The organism is Negadavirga shengliensis (assembly GCF_042652345.1).
GTDB lineage: Bacteria > Bacteroidota > Bacteroidia > Cytophagales > Cyclobacteriaceae > Negadavirga > Negadavirga shengliensis.
In genome coordinates, this window is record NZ_JBHSJJ010000004.1 from 253,666 (window position 1) to 272,078 (window position 18,413).

The 18,413-nt window shown below is 46.1% G+C and carries 9 protein-coding genes; 7 read left to right on the forward strand and 2 right to left on the reverse strand.

Annotated features, from left to right (window positions below; genetic code table 11):
* Positions 1–5: 5 nt before the first annotated feature.
* The 7 genes from ACFPFU_RS08785 to ACFPFU_RS08815 all read left to right on the forward strand — a co-directional run bounded on the left by ACFPFU_RS08785 (position 6) and on the right by ACFPFU_RS08815 (position 13,487).
* The gene (locus tag ACFPFU_RS08785) at positions 6–2,285 is read left to right on the forward strand and encodes an FAD-dependent oxidoreductase (RefSeq protein ID WP_377063575.1); all 2,280 of its coding nucleotides are present in this window, start codon (positions 6–8) and stop codon (positions 2,283–2,285) included.
* A 29-nt stretch (positions 2,286–2,314) separates the two neighbouring features.
* Complete coding sequence (locus ACFPFU_RS08790; protein ID WP_377063576.1) at positions 2,315–4,900, forward strand: YyaL domain-containing protein; 2,586 nt, start codon at positions 2,315–2,317, stop codon at positions 4,898–4,900.
* A gap of 7 nt (positions 4,901–4,907) precedes the next feature.
* Entirely contained in the window at positions 4,908–7,187 is a 2,280-nt protein-coding gene (locus ACFPFU_RS08795) for an alpha-amylase family protein (protein ID WP_377063578.1), read from the forward strand.
* 35 nt (positions 7,188–7,222) lie between these two features.
* Positions 7,223–9,547 carry a discoidin domain-containing protein gene (locus tag ACFPFU_RS08800; RefSeq protein WP_377063579.1) on the forward strand — a complete coding sequence of 775 codons (2,325 nt, stop codon included), beginning with the start codon at positions 7,223–7,225 and terminating at the stop codon, positions 9,545–9,547.
* A 245-nt stretch (positions 9,548–9,792) separates the two neighbouring features.
* Positions 9,793–11,118 carry a peroxidase gene (locus tag ACFPFU_RS08805; RefSeq protein ID WP_377063581.1) on the forward strand — a complete coding sequence of 442 codons (1,326 nt, stop codon included), beginning with the start codon at positions 9,793–9,795 and terminating at the stop codon, positions 11,116–11,118.
* A 4-nt stretch (positions 11,119–11,122) separates the two neighbouring features.
* The gene (locus ACFPFU_RS08810; protein WP_377063583.1) at positions 11,123–12,541 is read left to right on the forward strand and encodes a Dyp-type peroxidase; all 1,419 of its coding nucleotides are present in this window, start codon (positions 11,123–11,125) and stop codon (positions 12,539–12,541) included.
* On the forward strand, positions 12,534–13,487 hold the full coding sequence (locus ACFPFU_RS08815; RefSeq protein ID WP_377063585.1) for a catalase family protein: 954 nt from the start codon (positions 12,534–12,536) through the stop codon (positions 13,485–13,487). Before ACFPFU_RS08810 ends, ACFPFU_RS08815 begins: the two co-directional genes overlap by 8 nt.
* Positions 13,488–13,490: 3 nt before the next feature.
* On the opposite strand, the gene ACFPFU_RS08820 is transcribed toward ACFPFU_RS08815, so the two are convergent.
* Positions 13,491–15,158 carry a D-arabinono-1,4-lactone oxidase gene (locus ACFPFU_RS08820; RefSeq protein WP_377063587.1) on the reverse strand — a complete coding sequence of 556 codons (1,668 nt, stop codon included), beginning with the start codon at positions 15,156–15,158 and terminating at the stop codon, positions 13,491–13,493.
* A gap of 382 nt (positions 15,159–15,540) precedes the next feature.
* A complete protein-coding gene (locus tag ACFPFU_RS08825) occupies positions 15,541–18,246 on the reverse strand; it encodes a phosphoenolpyruvate carboxylase (RefSeq protein ID WP_377063588.1) in 2,706 nt (901 codons plus the stop codon).
* Positions 18,247–18,413 lie beyond the last annotated feature (167 nt).

An 18,413-nucleotide genomic window follows, 5' to 3' on the forward strand; every position in this document is an offset into this window, starting at 1 on the left:
ACACTATGATAAAAGAAGGCTTTGAACCCGAAAAGAGAAAGTTGCGGGAAGAATACATAAAATCGGATCTGGTCATTATCGGAGGCGGAATGGCGGGCAGCTGTTGTGCCATTACTGCGGCAAGGGCAGGGTTAAAAGTCACTTTGGTACAGGACCGGCCGGTACTGGGAGGCAACGGGTCCTCAGAGATCAGGCTTTGGATATTGGGCGCCACCTCCCATATGGGAAACAATAACAGATGGGCGAGAGAAGGGGGTGTGATTGATGAGATCCTGGTAGAAAACCTATACCGCAATCCGGAGGGCAATCCCTTGATTTTGGATACCATCATGGTAGAGAAGGTAAGCCAAGAGCCAAATATTCGCCTGCTGCTCAACACCGCTATGTATGATTTGGAAAAGAAAGACAATGAGCAGATTGACGCTGTGTGGGCATTTTGCAGCCAAAATGCGACTCTGTACAAATTGAAAGCACCGTTATATGTGGATGCTTCCGGGGATGGAATCATGGCCTTCCTGGCAGGGGCGGCGTTTCGAATTGGGGCAGAATCTGCAGATGAATTCGACGAGTTGTTTGCCCCTAACCAGGATTATGGGGAGTTGCTGGGCCATTCCCTCTATTTTTACAGCAAGGATACCGGCAAACCTGTGCGGTTTGTGGCTCCTGCATACGCCAATAAGGAACTTTCCAAACTTCCCCGCTTCAAAACATTCAACCTTAAAGATCATGGTTGCAGGCTTTGGTGGGTGGAATATGGGGGAAGGAAGGACACCATCCATGAAAGTGAAAATATAAAATGGGAGCTATGGCGTGTGATATATGGGATTTGGGATCACATTAAAAATTCCGGTGAGTTTCCCGAAACCTCTACCCATACACTGGAGTGGGTCGGTACCATCCCCGGGAAACGGGAAAGCAGGCGTTTTGAAGGGGATTATATGCTCTCCCAAAAAGACGTGGTCGAGCAGCGGGAACATTCCGACGCGGTTTCCTTTGGCGGATGGGCGCTGGATCTGCACCCGGCGGATGGGGTATATGGCGACAAACCTGGTTGTACCCAGTGGCACGCAAAAGGGGTTTACCAGATTCCCTACCGGACCATGTACAGCAAAAACATCAAAAACCTCTTTCTGGCCGGACGGATCATCAGTGCCTCCCATGTCGCTTTCGGCTCATCCAGGGTAATGGCCACCTGTGCCCATAATGCCCAGGCAGTGGCCATGGCTGCTGTTTTGTGTAAGAAACATAACCTACTGCCGGCCACTATTGCGGAGAATCAATGGATCGGTAAATTACAGCAAAACCTGATTGCCAATGGCCAGTATATCCCCCGAATAAAATTGGATGATCCGGCGGAGTTGGTAGCCAGGGCCAGCATCCAGGCTTCTTCCCGGCTCAAATTGCAGGAACTGCCTATGGACGGGCCCTGGAAAGCCCTTCATTTTTCGATGGCCCAGTTGATGCCGTTTCCTGAAGGAGAGTTGCCATCTTTTACCATCCGGCTGAGAACAAAGGAAAAAACGGTTCTCAAAACAGCATTAATGACAAGCAGTAAAGCAGGTAATTTTACCCCGGATGTTACCCTGACTGAAAAGAGCTATGTGTTGGAAAAAGGGGAGCAGGATTGTACGCTGGTTTTTGACTACCGCCACCCCGAAACGGGTTATTTATTCGTCTGTTTGCACGTCAACGACCATATTGAGGTCCGGTGTTCGAACATGCGGTTATCTGGATTGGTCACTGTTTACAACAAATTCAACAAGGCCGTGGCGATCAGCAGCCGGCAGGATCCACCCAAAGATATTGGTATAGAATCCTTTGAATTCTGGCTTCCGGAGAGGCGCCCTGAAGGCCACAATCTTGCTTTCAGATTGGACCGGGCTTTGGATATCTTCGGGGAACGTAATCTGCAAAACGGCATATTCAGGCCCGCCTTGCATGCCAATGCCTGGATAGCGGATTTTCAAGATATTCAACCATCAATTGATATAAATTGGAATATATTGCAGAAAATCAGAAGTTTATACATATATTTTGATACCGATTTTGATCATCCCATGGAATCCACTTTGATGGGACATCCTGAATCTGAAATTCCTTTCTGCGTAAGAAAATTCAAGATATGTGACGGAAACGGCACGGTGATCTCCGACATACAAGACAATCACCAAACGATCCATAGGGTAACTTTTGAACAGCCACTGGAAACCGCAAAGATCAGGATTGTCATGGAACAGCCCGGTCAGCACGTTCCAGCAGCCCTGTTTGGGGTTGTGGCTTATTGAATTACTATTCAAGATCTATTGATTATAAAATGAAGAGGATTAAAATTATACTGTTAGGTGCATGTGTGGCACTATTGGGATCAGGGCAATTGCTGGGACAGGAGCCGCTTGTATTGGCCAATGATTACATACAGATCCAGTGGCAAAAATCAGAAGATGGTTATGTCATTGATAAGATCATGATGGCGGCAAATGACGGGTGGGAGGTAATTTCCAATCCATCGGGAGAATATACCCTACTTTGGTCCAAAACCGAACCCAAAGAAAGGACAGATAGGGAATTCACTACCGCCCACGGAGAAGAGTTTCCGGGAAGCTCCTATAAATATTTGATAAATACATGGAAAAACAGAACAAGTGCTTTTGCGCTGAATGTAGGTCATGAACCTGAATATTTTTATCCTTCCCATGCGGAAATGATCAGTCCGGATGAATTGAAATTCTCCCATTCCACCATTTTTGCAGACTTTGACATACATTGGAAGCTTGACCGGGACCAGCCTCAGGATATTTTGGTCTGGATGGCCTGTACAGTTAAAGTACCCGGTTATTATTCCCTGGCTTCCCCTTCTTTGCTTACGGTAGATGAAAAAGGCTTGAAATGGGCCACTGTACCCGGGTATTTCCATGGAGACCGGATGGAAGAGAATCTGCCCATCAGTTACGCCTATGGAAACGGGGTTCCAGCCTTGCCCATCATATTCAGTGAAAAAACGGCCAGTACCTTAAGCCCTATTATCGAATCCAAAGAGGGATTCACGCTGTCGGCTATTGCCATGCCCGATATGGCCAGGAATCCGTGGATAGCAGACCGGAATAACCATCATCAATGGCAATTGGGGCTCTCTCATAAGAACAGCAGGTCCTTGTTGAGCCCTACCCTTTATTATCCCATTATGGGTGAGGGAAATGCCTATTTTAAAGAGGGGCAAAGCTTGGTGATGGGATTTCGATTTCATCTCAGTAACGGCGATTGGTTTTCTTCCATGAAGCACGCCGCATACACCGTGTATGATTTTGAGAAAAGTCTGCAGCTTCGCCGCAACCAGGAATCCCTGAGCCACAGGCTGGAGCGGATGGTAGGGTATTTGACCGATCCCGAAACCTCTCTTTGGCGGGTTGAGACATTTGAGGGCAGGGAAATAGGGGCCCAAGCTTATTTGGGAGGTGTGGTAGGCGCAGACCGGGATGCGATGAAAAACGCCGATTACGGGGCCATGTGGATGTTGGCACAGGCTACAGGCAATCCGTTATTGAAAGAAAAGGTCCTTCCCTATGCGTTGCAGTTCAAATTGGCACAGCAGCAGATGGAGCCAGGGTTTTTCCAAGGCGCCGCCATAGGCCAATATTATCTGTCCAAGTCCAAACGCTTTGTGGAAGAATGGGGGGATATGGTAGAACCCATTGCGCTGACTTATTATATCATGTTGGACATAGGGAATATGCTGCTCTTCGAGCCGGATAATCCGGAACTGAAGGAACGTCTGGGACTTGGGGCCGCCCTGCTTATGGATTGGCAGCGGGAAGACGGGAGTTGGCCGGTCGCCTTCAACAGGGAGGAGGAAGCGCTTTTTAAAGAACTTCAGGATTTTCGGCCCACTTTCTATGGTCTTCTTGTGGCCTACCGGATGTTGGGGGATGAAAAATACTTGATGGCGGCCAAAAAAGGTGCCGATTGGTTTTGGAACAATGGCGTAGTCCATGGCAGTTTTTTGGGAGTATGCGGGGATGCCCGTTATGTACCCGATTTTGCCACGGGGCAAACCGCACAGGCATTTTTGGACTTGTATGAATCAGCACCGGACCCAAAATACCTTGAAGCGGCGGTAAAGGCGGCAAAGGTTTATACCAGTCATGTCTATACCCATCCCATTGCGGATAAAACTTTGGTCAACACTAATGGCAAACTGAGACAGAATTGGGAGATATCCCAGGCCGGGCTGAGCTTTGAACATGGCGGGGCCATTGGTTCCGCTAACGGCAACGGGCCCATTCTCCTCGCCAGCCATGCGGGGATGTTCATACGGATGCATGCATTGACCGGAGAGCGGTTGTTTGCCGATATGGCGAGGGCTGCGGCCGTTGGCAGACATGCTTTTGTGGATGAAGATACGGGTGTGGCCTCGTACTATTGGAGAAGCATGGATGCGGGGGCAGGACCATTTCCACACCATGCCTGGTGGCAGGTCGGTTGGATTACCGATTACCTGATGGCTGAACTGGCGCTTCGTTCAGCCAACAGGATCAACTTCCCAAGCGGTTTTGTTACGCCAAAAGTAGGCCCTCACAAAACTTATGGATTTGCTCCCGGGACGGTTTTGGGACAGGCTGCCGGGTTGGAGGTGCTTCCCGGCTTTGTGAAAATCTCCAATCCAAATTTTGAACACATCATTGCCGCTTCAATGGACAAAAACAAAAGGTGGATTTTGTTGCTCAACCAGTACCATGAGGTGCAAAGCGGTACCCTGAATCTTGCCTCCTCAAACCAGGGAGAACCCGGAACAATCAGATTGTTGGATGCAGAAGGAAAGGCGCAGAAGACTTTTGTGAAGGATGATGCCATAGAGATTCAGGTCGATGGCTATGGCCTTGCCATTTTAGAAATTCAATATTGATTAGAATATGTTTATGAATAAACCCTCCATATCGCTGTTATTGCTGATCCTTTTTGTGTCTTGTAAATACGACACCCATGAATTTGTGCTTGAAAACGGGACGCACAGGTTTATCCTGAGCAGAGACAATACAGCTTTCCAACTGGAAACAAAGGATGGTGAAGTCCTTTTACCCAGACATCCAGACGGAGGGATTTTATTGGGTGACGAAGGGTCAAATAATTTAACCTATAGTCAATTGGTTTCGGTAACCGCCATTGCCCATGATCGTTTAAAGGGCACAACGGTAAATAAGAATGGTAAAGAGCTGGAATTTGAAATTACATTGGGTGAGCATTGCCTCCAAATCGTGTGTCAGCCTGCGGATAAAGGCAAACTGACCATGGAATTGCAAACAGGGGGAATAGGGGGACCTGTATATGGACTGGGAGATCATGGCGGCTATGAAGGGAGAACAGATCTTTTCGGATACACCAACGACCATTTGATCAATGACAGGACAGACCGGTACAACTGGAACCACTACCGTTTCATTTCCTCATTTGTCATTTTTCCAGCCCAGGGAATTGGTCAGGTGGTTTTTGACCGTGGTTCCAAAAGAGTGGCTTTTGGTCAACATGGCAACCGGATGGGTGTAAACGGCTCCGAAGTATTACGTGCCTACTATTTTTTTGGCCAACCCGAAGAAATTTATGCAGCCTACAAAACCGCTAAAAATGAAGCAGGCTATCCGGATAAGAAGCCTAAATATGAATTTTTTGAAATCGGGTATGAAGCCTTTGGTTCACTGGGGTGGAACACTTATCAATCTTCCGTGGAGAAAGATATTCAGATGTATTTGGATAAAGGCTATCCCTTAAAATGGGCGGTGGTAGGCAGCGGGTTTTGGAAGGGGGAGCGGAGAACACCCAGAGAAGGCAGCACCACGGCTTTTGGGATTTGGGACGAGGAGAAGGCCCTTTCCCGAAGCGATGGTTTGCCAAATCCCCGCTATCCGGATGTGACGGGGTTCAAAAATTTTTTTAAAGAGAAGGGCATCAAGCTCTTGCTGGGTTCCAGAATAAACTTTAAAGCACTTGAAGAAGATGGGGGAAACTATTATCCTGATAATGACGGCCCTTTTATCCCGCAGGCACTGGAAAGGGGATATTTCGTCAAAGATGCAAACGGGGAACCCGGGAAGTTCAAGGTTAATTTCCCGCAGGGAAGCAATTATATACTCAATACGGATCTTCCTGAGGCTGTCGACTGGTTCATCGAACAGTTTGACAGATGGGGTGCTGATGGCATAAAAGAGGATATGATGCTTCAGGACGGTGTACTGTTGAATAACGACGGAAAACTGAACCCGGTCAATGAGAAACTGATGGACCTGGGTAAGATGGTGATGGTACGCAATACGGCCTACGGTGTTCCCGGAGACATCATGCGGCTGGAAGACACTAAATACGGCTTCGATCAGGACAGGACCCTGATCAATGCGCTTAACTATGCCTTCAGTGGGGTGGGGAACATTTACCCCGATATCGTGGCCGGCAAATACCTGGAAAATCCTTTGTCCGAGGATGAAAAGAGGTATTTTGTCCGCAATGCCATGACGGCTGCTGTGATGCCTGTCATGTCACTGGGATATGGGCCCTGGCATATGAAAAGCCCCGAATACGAAATGGCGGTCAAAAAAGCGGTGGATTTTCACCACCAGTTGGTCCCTTATATATACAGTGAGGTACAACGGGGCTACGATACAGGCTTTCCGTATGCGATGACGCCCTTGCCTTTGGCTTTCCCCAAGGATGAAGATACCTATTACTTGGCGGATTCTCTTAAAAAACAATACAGCTGGATGATGGGAGAGTCGCTAATGGCTGCCCCTCTCTTTGGAAATGATTATGCCTCCGCGCAGGAAAGGGATGTCTATTTTCCGGAGGGCAAGTGGATGGATTGGCAAAGTAAAGAAGTGATTGAAGGACCCCGAACCATCAAAAATTATCCTCTTCCGGATAATAAAATACCGTTATGGGTAGGAGGAAAGGATGTGATCGTCCTAAGGGAGGAGGAAGGTCTCCGTGCCTATTATTTCCCTCTTAATTTTTCAGGAAGGCCTTATACCTTTTATTTTCCGGACGGTCACTCCACTGCCGAAATCCATACGCCTGCGGTTGCCGGTGACCGTTACTTTGTGCAGCTTCCTGATGGAAAGAAAACGGAGTTGAAAATTAACAAGGACATGGGTGGCTTTGGCTTTTCCATCACGTCCGGCCAGCGATATGTCCTTTCCGCAGAATAAAAACGAATAAGTGAAGTATACAACCCAAAATGATCATGATCAAATATCCAACAGCCTTTCACATAACCGATATACCTATTGTGCCGATTATTTTTTGCTGTTTTCTTCAGTTCTCCGCCATTCCACTTGCCGCGCAGAATGATTTGGCCCAAACCGGCCAGGCAGTTGCCAGTTCCGCCTTGGAGGGCAATGAAGCCGCCAGGGCCATCGATGGGAAAAGGGAAACGCTTTGGGCCAGTGGTAAGGATGATGAGGAGCCATGGCTCATGGTAAGACTGCCGGGGGCCACAGAGCTGACCCGGATCCAGGTCATTTTTGGGCAGGAACTTGCGCCACCCCAAAATTTCCACTTGCAGTATCTCCTTAACGGCGAGTGGCGTAACATCAAAACCGTGAGGGACAACGGGAGTCATGCTGCGGACATCCTGTTGGAGAAAGAACTTCTGACCGATAGGATCCGCCTGGCTTCAGGAGAAAGCCAATCCATGCAGGTGGCTGTTTTTGGGCTTTTCGGGCAGCCTTACGAGGATACGTCAGCCATGGAAACAAAAGCCGTATTGGTCAACCAGAGCGGCTATAATTTGCACAGAACCAAACGTTTCACTGCCCCTGAAATACCGGATCACACCGGCTTTGAAATACGACAAAAAAACCGGCAAGAGGTTCTTTATCGGGGCAAAGTGGTGGAAGAAAAAGGAGACTTTACCGATTTCAATCCCAGATCTGACAAGGAATATGTCATCAGGGTAGGAGATGAGGAATCTTTTCCTTTCCGGATAGGGCCGTACTGGCTTGAGCGGGTGACGTACAGGTTGATGTTGGACTTTATGATCGGCGCCCGGCATTATGTGGGCAATGTGGAGGAAATCCGGCCCCTTTCTTTTGAATGGCGGGACGGGGATTTCTTTAACTGGGCCCTGCAAAGCTTTGTGGCTCTTTATTTGGCCAATCCCGGGGCTTTTGAGCGCATGGAAGTTACCGCACCTTATAGGGACAATGCAACCTTTCCCGAAACCTATAAAGGGCTTTGGGGCGCTCTGGAACCGTATATTGAAGAAACGCCTGACATCGTGCGGTTGATCCATTGGGATGCGGATGTGAAGGTTTCCCAAAGATTGGATCACGAAATGCAAAAAGCCGAACTCGCCCATTTTCTCTATGCCTGGCCTTACCTTAAACGTTGGCTTCCCCAACAGAACTTCAACAGGGTTTATGAGTATGCGAGGGAGGTGTGGGAGAAAAGCACCGTTTCCGAGCATGCCAATTCCAAATATGACCAAAGTCCCGAACATAATCTTCTGGCTTTAAAAACCCGGTTGGGAACCACCAAGGGAGAGATGCCTCCCGGGTTTTCGGTCATTCCTAACCTGATGATGTATAAGGTAGCCCAGCGGGAAAATGAAGCCGATGCCCATAAATATTTCCAGGCGGCTTACCGGCAGATGGAATGGATGATCGCCAATTTGGATTGGCATGATCCCATGACCACCAAAGGCCAGCGTATGTCCGAACACTTGACCATGCGGGCATTTGCTTATTTTCACAGCCAATTTCCGGATCAGGCGCCGGCTGGCCTGGTGGAAAAAGTTACCGGTTGGGCCGGGGTAGCTCTGTCGCGTTCCGACAACATGTGGGATTTCAGAAAATACGACGATGATGATTGGGTGCCACCGGGATGGAATGAAACCGGCAACGTCCTTGGATTTCCCGCAGCGGCATTGGCTGCCATGTCGGTTTTGGGAGATGGGGATATCAAGGATAAGTTGGAAATTTTGGTGTGGTCACATATGGAAAATGCCTTTGGGAGAAACCCGACGGGAAGACAATTTTCTTACAAAGGCCCCGAAGAAGTGGAAGGGGTAGATCTGGGTTGGTACAGCCGGCATAAGGGGGGGATAGGCCTGCTGGAAGAATTGCCCTTTGTGTTTGACGGATCGCCCAAATCGTTTCATTATCCCAACCATCCCGGGGCCGGTAACCTGGGATGGACGGAAGGCTGGGTACAGTTCAACACGGCTTTTAATACCAGTATGGCTTATTTGGCCAATTACTATACGGAGATCTCCCTTGAAAAAAAGAATACCGGTCAGTTGACTATCCGTCTAAAAGCTCCGCTTAATTTTCACGAGGATCAAACGGACAGTTTGGCAATGAATATCCGTAACATGTTAGGTGACAGCATAACTGTGGTTTTGAAGGAGGAAAACCCTTTTTCAGACACCTTGACGGCTACGGTAAAAATTGAAGATGGCGGTATAAAAGCCGAAGGACAGGTTTTACCGTTAGGAAAGGGAGGTAGTATAGAGGCAAGTTATGGGTATGGCTATTTCAGAAAAACAGCGACAATCGTTGTGGAATAACTATCCGCAAAAAAACACAAGGATCATGTTTTCCTAGTCCCCGGTGGATGCATTCATCAAGATATGCCTTTTGTGATCATTATTGATTTTCGGGCACATAAAAAATTCACGAAACCGGTCCTTGTGGGGAAATAAAAAACTTTTCGTTTATATCGGGATAATCAAAACCAATATTATTTTTAGAAATATGCAATAGTTTTATCAAAATTCTTTAACTTGTATAGGTTTTGTTTTAATATTCTTTTATGTCCTCTATTCATAAAGGTTTAACGGTGACTGTTTCTATTGATGAAGATAGGTTGGAAGCTGTTAATGCCTTGCTAGAGGGATTTAGGAAAGACCTGGCCGACGATGTGGCCACATACCGTCAAAAACTACCCAGCACTTTTTTTATCAGCTGGCTGACCTTGCCCGCTCAAAGCTATGCGGAAAAAGAACAGTTGCCTGCCCGGATTTTGTTGATGACCAGTTACGTGGGCAGCAAAAGGCGGCACATAAAGGAACTGGCCTCCGTTATGGGAAAACATTTGAAAATGGTGTTTGGTCATAGCCATGAGTTTCCGCATTGGGTTGAGGGAAATAAAGGGATGGAGGATTTTTTGAATAAGAAAGGTGTTTTCCACGCTTTTTATTCGGGTTTTAAGTTTGTTTTGCCGGAGGATGTTCCTAAGGAAAAGCACTTGAAGGAAACGGTGTATACCTACTTGAATGAACAACGGAGCACAGAGGGGTTCGATCAGCCATCTCCGGAGCAGATCAAACAAAAAATCGAGGCATTCATATGTGATAATCCTGATTTAAAATGGGCGTACAAAAGGCCGCACGAAACCAAAAGAGACCGTTTAAAGATGCTTGTTCCACTGTTGCTCTTTGCGTGCATCATGCTGGGATCTTTGGTTTGTCTGGTGCTTTCTTTTTTTATGGATGTTCTCATTTTAAAAATAGGGGCAATTATTCTGCCTGCATTCCTGTTGGTCATGTTTTTTCTATTCCTATGGCTTAGGATCAACGAAAACAACCCCCATATTCCCAATAAACCGGTAGAGGACGGTTGGATCAGGAAAATCGTCATGCGGGAAAAAAATCCTGTGATCAATGAAATGACTGTAATTGCTCCCTTGAAAAAAGGATGGATCAGAAGAATTTTTCTCGCGGTATCCCTCCGTCTTATTTCACTGGTAGGTTATTTCACCTACATACCCACGGTACACACCGCCCGGTGGTTACAAATAGACAAGGGCAAACGGCTTGTTTTTATTGCGAATTTTGACAACATATCCGAGGCTTATGCGCATGATTTTGTAGACAGTGAAAACAGATCCCGGAATTTGTCGGTGATCTTCAGTCACGCAGCCGGCTTTCCTCCTACAAAGTGGCTGGTAAAAAAAGGGTATAACCACAGAAGCGAATACATGAAAGGCGTGAGGGCCCATCAGAAAATCACCCAATTTTGGTATGCTTTCAACACCGAACTGAGCGTGGAAAACCTAAAAACCAACAGGAGGTTTAGGGAAGGCTTGTTTAAATCGATGGATGAAGATAAACTCAGGGAATGGCTTTTAACGATCTGAATTCATGACGCTCGAACTGAATGACATGCAAGGTTTATTGGTCAGGGGATTTGGTAACCTTCAGGGAGCGCAGTACCTGTTGCTCCGGTTTACTGAAGCCGAAAGATCCAGAAAGTATATAAAAGAACTGCTTCCACTGCTTACCAACGCTTTGCAAAAACCTGATGATCATGCCGTTCAGCTGGCTTTCACCTATGAGGGGCTGTCTTTTTTAGCACTTCCGGACGAAACCCTGCAAAGTTTTTCCAGGGAATTCAAAGAGGGGATGACGGAACCCCACCGGCAGTTTGTCCTTGGGGACACGGGTGAAAACACTCCTGAGAACTGGGTTTGGGGAAGCAAAGCTTCGGGTGAAATTCATTTGCTTCTCATGATTTATTCTCATAATGCAGAGACCCTGGCTCAAAAGCTGGTCCAAGAAGAGGCAAGGGCCGAAGCCTATGGACTTGATCTCCTGCATTCCCTTCCTACGGGAATGCTTCATGACCACAAGGAACATTTTGGTTTTAGGGATGATATCTCCCGTCCGATAATACAGGAGCTGAATAAAAAGCCCACATCGGAAAAAGAGATGACTTTTCCGGCCGGAGAATTCATCATGGGTTATAAGAATCTTTATGACGAGTTTGCTCCCTCACCGGTCATACCTCCAGAATTTGATAAATCCGATGACCTGCCTGATTTGACCAATGACAGTGCCTTTAAGGATTTTGGAAAAAACGGCACTTATTTGGTTTTTCGGCAGATGGAACAGGATGTTTTTGCTTTTTGGGAATACCTGCTGGGTCAGTCAAAAAGCAAGGAAGAAGCCATCCGGCTTGCCAGCAAGATGGTAGGGAGATGGCCCGATGGATCTCCGCTTACTAAAACCCCCGATAAGAATGATCCGGATTTGTCCACCTTTAATGATTTTGCTTTTTGGGAAGAGGATAAGTGGGGATTGAAATGTCCCATAGGGGCGCACATCAGAAGGACCAACCCCAGAGACCACCTCGTGACCGAAAAAACACAAAAGGATTCTGCTGAAATGGCTTCCAAACACAGAATGCTTAGAAAAGGGAGACCTTACGGGGAACCGGTTTGTGGGGATCTCGAACCGTCGCAGCTCATGGAGTTGCCAAGGGATCATAAAGAAAGGGGGCTGCATTTTATTTGTTTGGTGACAGACATCAGAAGGCAGTTTGAATTTATACAGAACAACTGGGTGAATTTTCACAAATTCGGCGGGTTGGAGTATGACGCTGATCCTCTTATAGGCAACCATTACAAGAACGGAAATATCAAGACAGATGAATTCAGCATACCGGAATACCCTATCAGAAGAAAGCTCTGTGATCTGCCCAATTTCACCTTGATGAAAGGGGGCGGCTATTTCTTTTTTCCCGGTATAAGTGCCGTCCGTTTTCTGGCCAACTATGATTGAAAAAAGCAACCATAGAGAAGAAAAAGAAATCCAGGAGATCATCAAAACGATGAAGGATTTTCTGGCCAAAACCTACCCGGATGGGAATATTCGCAGAAATTTTCATCCGAAAATGCATGGCTGCGTAAAAGGCATGCTAGAAGTTAGAAAGGATATTCCTGCCCCTCTCCGGTGTGGTCTTTTCAAAAAACCTGCAAGCTATGAAGCCTGGCTCAGGTTTTCCAACGCCCCGCCGATAGCACAATCCGACAAAAGGAGTTCGGGAAGAGGTTTGGCCATCAAAGTGTTGGATGTCCCTGGAGAGGTCCTGGAACCGGATCCCATTGGGAAAAATAGCCAGAATTTTTTGCTCACCACCAGTCCCATTCTTTCTGCATGGAATATCTCTCTTTACAGGAAAGCCATAAAGGCGGTCTTGTTTGGATGGAAAGAACGGCTGCGGTTTGCTTTGAACCCCGGGCATTGGAGAAGCCTTTATTTGACCTTAAAATACTCCAAAAAGCACGATAACCTCCTGGCACAAACCTATTTTTCAGGTGGGGCATTTAAATATGGCACCGGAAAATATGTCAAATTTCTCTTAGAACCCCATCATCCTGAACTGGAATATACCTTATCGGAGCCCAAATCAGATGATTTTCTGAAAGCACAATTAAAAACTGATTTGGTGACCAGTAAACAGGGGTTTACCCTGTGCATTCAGGTTCATGATAATGAAAAAACAGAGCCTTTGGAAAACACCTCAATAGTTTGGAAAAAAGAAAGCATTCCCGTAGCGGATCTTTGGATACCCCGCCAGGAGTTCGATTTTCCGGAAAGGGAGGAGTTGGGGGACGCCTTGGTGTTTTCACCGTGGATCGCTATGGCAGACCATGAGCCGGTGGGGGAGATAAACAGGGCAAGGAAGCGTGTATACCAAGAACTTGCTGAGTTACGCTCATCTTAAAAATCAATCCAATATGTTTTTAACAAAAGAGTTAGTAAAAGTCTCTCCGGCATAAAGGGCTTGATTCTTTTTCCAACGCTTGAAATCAGGAAAAGCTTTTTGCACCGTTTCACCGGTCCAGGGCAACAATGAGAGCCCCCAATGGGGAACCCCGCCAATGCCGAGTAATTCCCTTTCCAGCCTCATCAGCAGGGAGATGGTACCGGTCACTCCTTTTACGCTTACTAATTCAATCATGCACATATCTGCCTTGTTCATCATGGAAAGATAAGCAGGGCATTGCTTCACAAAGCGCAAAGAAAACGGTGCGGCCAAATGGTGTTCATAGAACTGGGCTTCTTCACATACCTTGAAGATAAGGTCCACCGCCTCAAAAACCCTGTCCATCTCAAAACCGATTTCAATGGCATACCCATAAAATTTCAGCTCGCCCAACCCCTGATCCAGTACCCGGTAAGAGTCCCCTTCAAATCCACCCCCTTTTTCCGCATGGTCAATTAACCGGGTAAGGGAATTGTTGGTTAACCGGGGTATTGCTTTGCTGTTTCTATTGAACACCCAGGGAGAAAGACGGCCCGATATCGAAATTCCGGAAACAAAGGAAGAAATATAATTTCTTTGTTTTGTCGCATTGGACGGGACTTTACAAGAGCGGGAGTAGTCTCTGCTGGTAACCAGGCACTTCCTTTCAGCGTCATCATCATCCGGTCCGTTTTTGTCAATATATGGATTGATCAGTACTTCAAAATGTCTGTGCGCATTGACATACTCATAGAGATTGCCTTTCAGCATCTCTTTTTTTAGCGTTTCCCAATCCCAAAGTTTTCTTTCTTCATATAACCGGTAAGATTCCTGTACTTCCAGAATCAAAGAAAAAACAATGCCCATCGAGCCTATTCCTACCAACGCGGAGTTAAATACATCATCATCCTGGATGAGTTGTATACCATGGGTTTGGACTTCCGGGCCGGCATTGAACAAATCGGCATCAGTGATACCATCGTGAGGCTCTATGCGAAAAGGCTGGCCACCTTTTCCCACAATGGTCACGGACCTCACCATGCTGGGGAGTGGCCCGATTCCAATCCCGGATCCGTGGGTGGAAGTAGCTATGGCCCCCGAGATGGCCTGAATACTGGAGCCTCCTTTGTTCATCAGGGCAAGTCCGTCTTTTTCCAAAGCGGTAATAAGGTGATGGACTTTGGTGCCTCCCCCGGTTTCGAATAAAAAATGCTTTTCAGTGGCTTTTTCATTGCGGAAGTTCACTGTTACCTCAAAGCCGTCGACGAATTCTTTTTTTATGAATTGTACCGGTCTTCTTTGAGTCAGGTTAAGGTCATGGGTACAAACGATGTAATCTTCACACTGGGAAATGGCCGTCAATGCATGGCCTGAACCCACGGCCCTCACTTTTCTTCCTCTTTTCTCAGCCGCTTTTACCAATTCACAGGTTTCTTTTAACCCTTCATAATCGTAGGTATGCCACCGATCGCGGGTGGACTCAAAGTCTTTCACATTGCCGTTACCGGGAACAAAAAATTTCAAAGGTTCTGATGAATGGTTGCCATACCAGTTGCACCATCTTTGGCGGTATGTTTTTTCTTTTCCGAAAATTTGGCTGTAAGAAAGCTCTTCATCGAAAGACAGGATCACGAGCTCGTGACTGGGCATACCTCTGTTAAGCCGGTTTTCAATTAACCTTCGTACTACCCGTGGTTTAATTATTCCATTTATTCGACTGACCCAAACTGTTCTTCTTTCATAGGTACAATGGTTGGTTAAGGTGTCATCAAGTTTTTCGATATGTGAGGGTATATTTTTCCTATTGAAAACAACCGCGATCAAAAGTTGGAAAAAAACCCAGGACACCTTTTTTTTACCGGTCTTTTGCTTTAGGATGCCTGAATAAAAAGCCATGATATGTTGTATTTAAGTCAATATCAAAAAGTATGACCTAATTTAGTTTCGATTTAAACAAATTCAAAATTTTTGTTGGGAATTTACTGAATTTGTAAAATGCGGTTAGGCAGCATTTATGGTCTGGTATTAAGGATTATCCCGTATTTTTTAATCCGCTCGCCAAGGCTGTGGTGATTTCCAGTAACCGGGTCACAAGAGACTCCTCGTCCGAATCATCTTGGCCTTTTCTTTTTCTCCATTGCTTGAGGTTTTTTATCTGCAATTCATGGAGTGCAGACAAGGCATTTTTTCTTCGTTGTAGGCGGTCCAGAAGGCCGGGTCTGCGCTTGCCTCTGTCCAGATCAAACATGGCGCCTATCTGATCAAGGCTTTCTTGGTATTCGCTCGAGATGATAGACATGATTTCAGCCCGGGTTTGTTCAACTTTGACCAAACCTGCGTAGGTTTTCATGATATCCGGGTCGGAATTCATCAGATTGGTCTCTACCTGAATTAAAATATACTTCAGCAGCGGCCACTCATTAGCAAACTTTCTGAGCTGATGATAATTGTCTTGGTGGGTCGCTTTCAACCTTTTTAGAGCATGACCTATGCCAAACCACCCTGTAAGATGGAAACGCGACTGGCTCCAGCTGAATACCCAAGGGATGGCCCGTAGATCCTCCAAGTTACGCGTCCCGGTACGTCTGGCTGGTCTGGAGCCTATTTTGCTGAGTTCCAAAACATCAATGGGAGTGGCTTCCCCGTAAAACTCAATAAATAATGGATGGTGGATGAGTCTGGTGTAGCTGTCTTTGGCATAGGAAGATAATTTCCTGAGAGCATCGATGGGATAATCAGAATGATCCTGCGGAAACAGGCGGTAACCAGTCTGCAAGGCTGTTCCTGAAAGCAGCATTTCCAGATTATAAGTAGCTGTCAGCAAGTTGGCAAATTGCTGGGCGATGGTCTCTCCCTGAACGGTAAGTTTTATTTCGCCGCTTAGGTTTCCCGGAGGCATACTGTCCAAGAAACGGTGGTATTTTCCACCCCCTCTGCTGATTGTCCCTCCAATTCCATGGAAATACCTCAACCTAATGCCATGTTTGGTCCCTACCTGTTGAAGCTGTTGCTCGGCCTGGTAAATATGCCACCTGCTGGCGATGATGCCACCATCCTTGTTGCTGTCGCTGTATCCAAGCATGACTTCCTGTATGTCGGATTCGCTTTTTTGATTGATGGGATGTGATAGAAAATCATCCAATATCTTGTCGGCATTCAAGAGATCTTCTATGGTTTCAAATAAAGGAACCACCTGAAAAACCTTTCGATCCAGGCCTACTTCACGAAAAAACAGGTACACCAACAATAAGTCACTTACCCGCCTGGTCATGCTGACAATAAACGACCCGACTCCGTGAGGCCCATATTTACCTGTAAACTCTTTCACAGCCCTGAAGCATTCCAATACTTTGTCCGCTTCAGGACCGAAGGATTTATCTGCTGTGGCAAAAGGACGGTCACTTTTGAGTTCATCAGTAATAAACCGGATCCTTTTTTCTTCCGGCCAATCGCTGTAGGGAGGCAGTTCTGGGTAGGTTTCTTGTAGGATCTGTTCCATGGCCTTGTCATGAAAACTGCTGTTTTGTCGAATATCCAAACGGGCCAGGTGAAAACCGAAGCATTGAACCTGACGTTCTATGGAAAAAAGCATGGATTCGACTATTCTTTTTGCACCGATTTCCATCAGGCTATTTCTAAGAATCAGCAGGTCTTTGGCAAGATCTTCAGGTCCCGTATAGTATGGCTGATCTTCTGTAACTTCATTTTTAATGGTATTTTCAAGTTGCAAAACAAGCAAATTGATAAATTGTCGCCAGGGTTCATAAGGATTACGGTTGACAGCCTTTTCACCTTCCTGTCCGAATGTGTTTTTCTTTTTGACAATTTCACGGAGAAAAAATTGTGGTACAGTATTTCTGATTTCTGAAAAACTCATGTCAGCAGCCAATTCAAGTAGTTGGCTGTGCAATAAAAGCAAAGCTGCTTTTCTATGTTCTTTTAGAGTGTTATGGGTCAAGGAGGCAGTAACATACGGGTGGCCGTCACGGTCACCACCTACCCAGCTTCCGAATTGAAGAGTAGGAAAATGTTCCGGTAAGCACAAGTTGTCTTTATCAAAGCCCATTTCAAGCCAATTTTGTTTTAAATTAGCATCAGTGTGTTGTAAGGCTTTTGGGAAGACCTTGCTGAAATAATGCATGACGTTGTTCCTTTCCATTTCAACAGTGGGCTTTTCCAGATAAACCTCTCCTGTTCTCCACCACCTTTCCAGCAATGTCATGATTTCCTGTTCAATGATTTTTCTTTCCGAAAATGAAAACGTGGTGTTTTCCAGTTTTACAAGGTTCAGATAAATTTCCCTGTGCAGGTTAAGAATTGAGGCCCTTTTGGCCTCCGTGGGGTGAGCAGTAAGTACAGGAATAACCTTTATAGCACGGATGACTGTAAGCATATGGGTTTCGGTCAGCCCCTGGGATTTCCAGCGACGGAAAGTTTCTGCCCATGAGCCTCTTACAGATTGCAAACCCCAACTGTCTATTTGTCTTCTGCGTGCCTGTACGGCGGTATTTTCCTCTACCAGGTTCATCAATTGAAGGTATATGCTAAGAACCTGAATGTGTTTTTCCTCCAGTTCTATACTTACTTTAGCGACTTCAGCTGGATTGACCTTTTTCGTCAGCAAATCGGCCAGTTGTTCTTCCCCCAGGTCCTTTAATACTTTTCGGAAACACCTGGTTAAAAAATCCATATCTCTATTTATTTTATCAAAAATGCTTTCTTCAGAAAATGCTTTCATAAGTATTTATTTATGAAGGGTTGGCCAAGCTAATTTAATCATTTCAAACAGCAATGAAAACGAATACTCGCCTGTGCTTTGCTTTCTTTTTTGCATCTATAAGCAAATGAACCCTTTGGATTTTGATACAGCGGTTTTTTTGGCCACATGAATTATAACTAAATTAT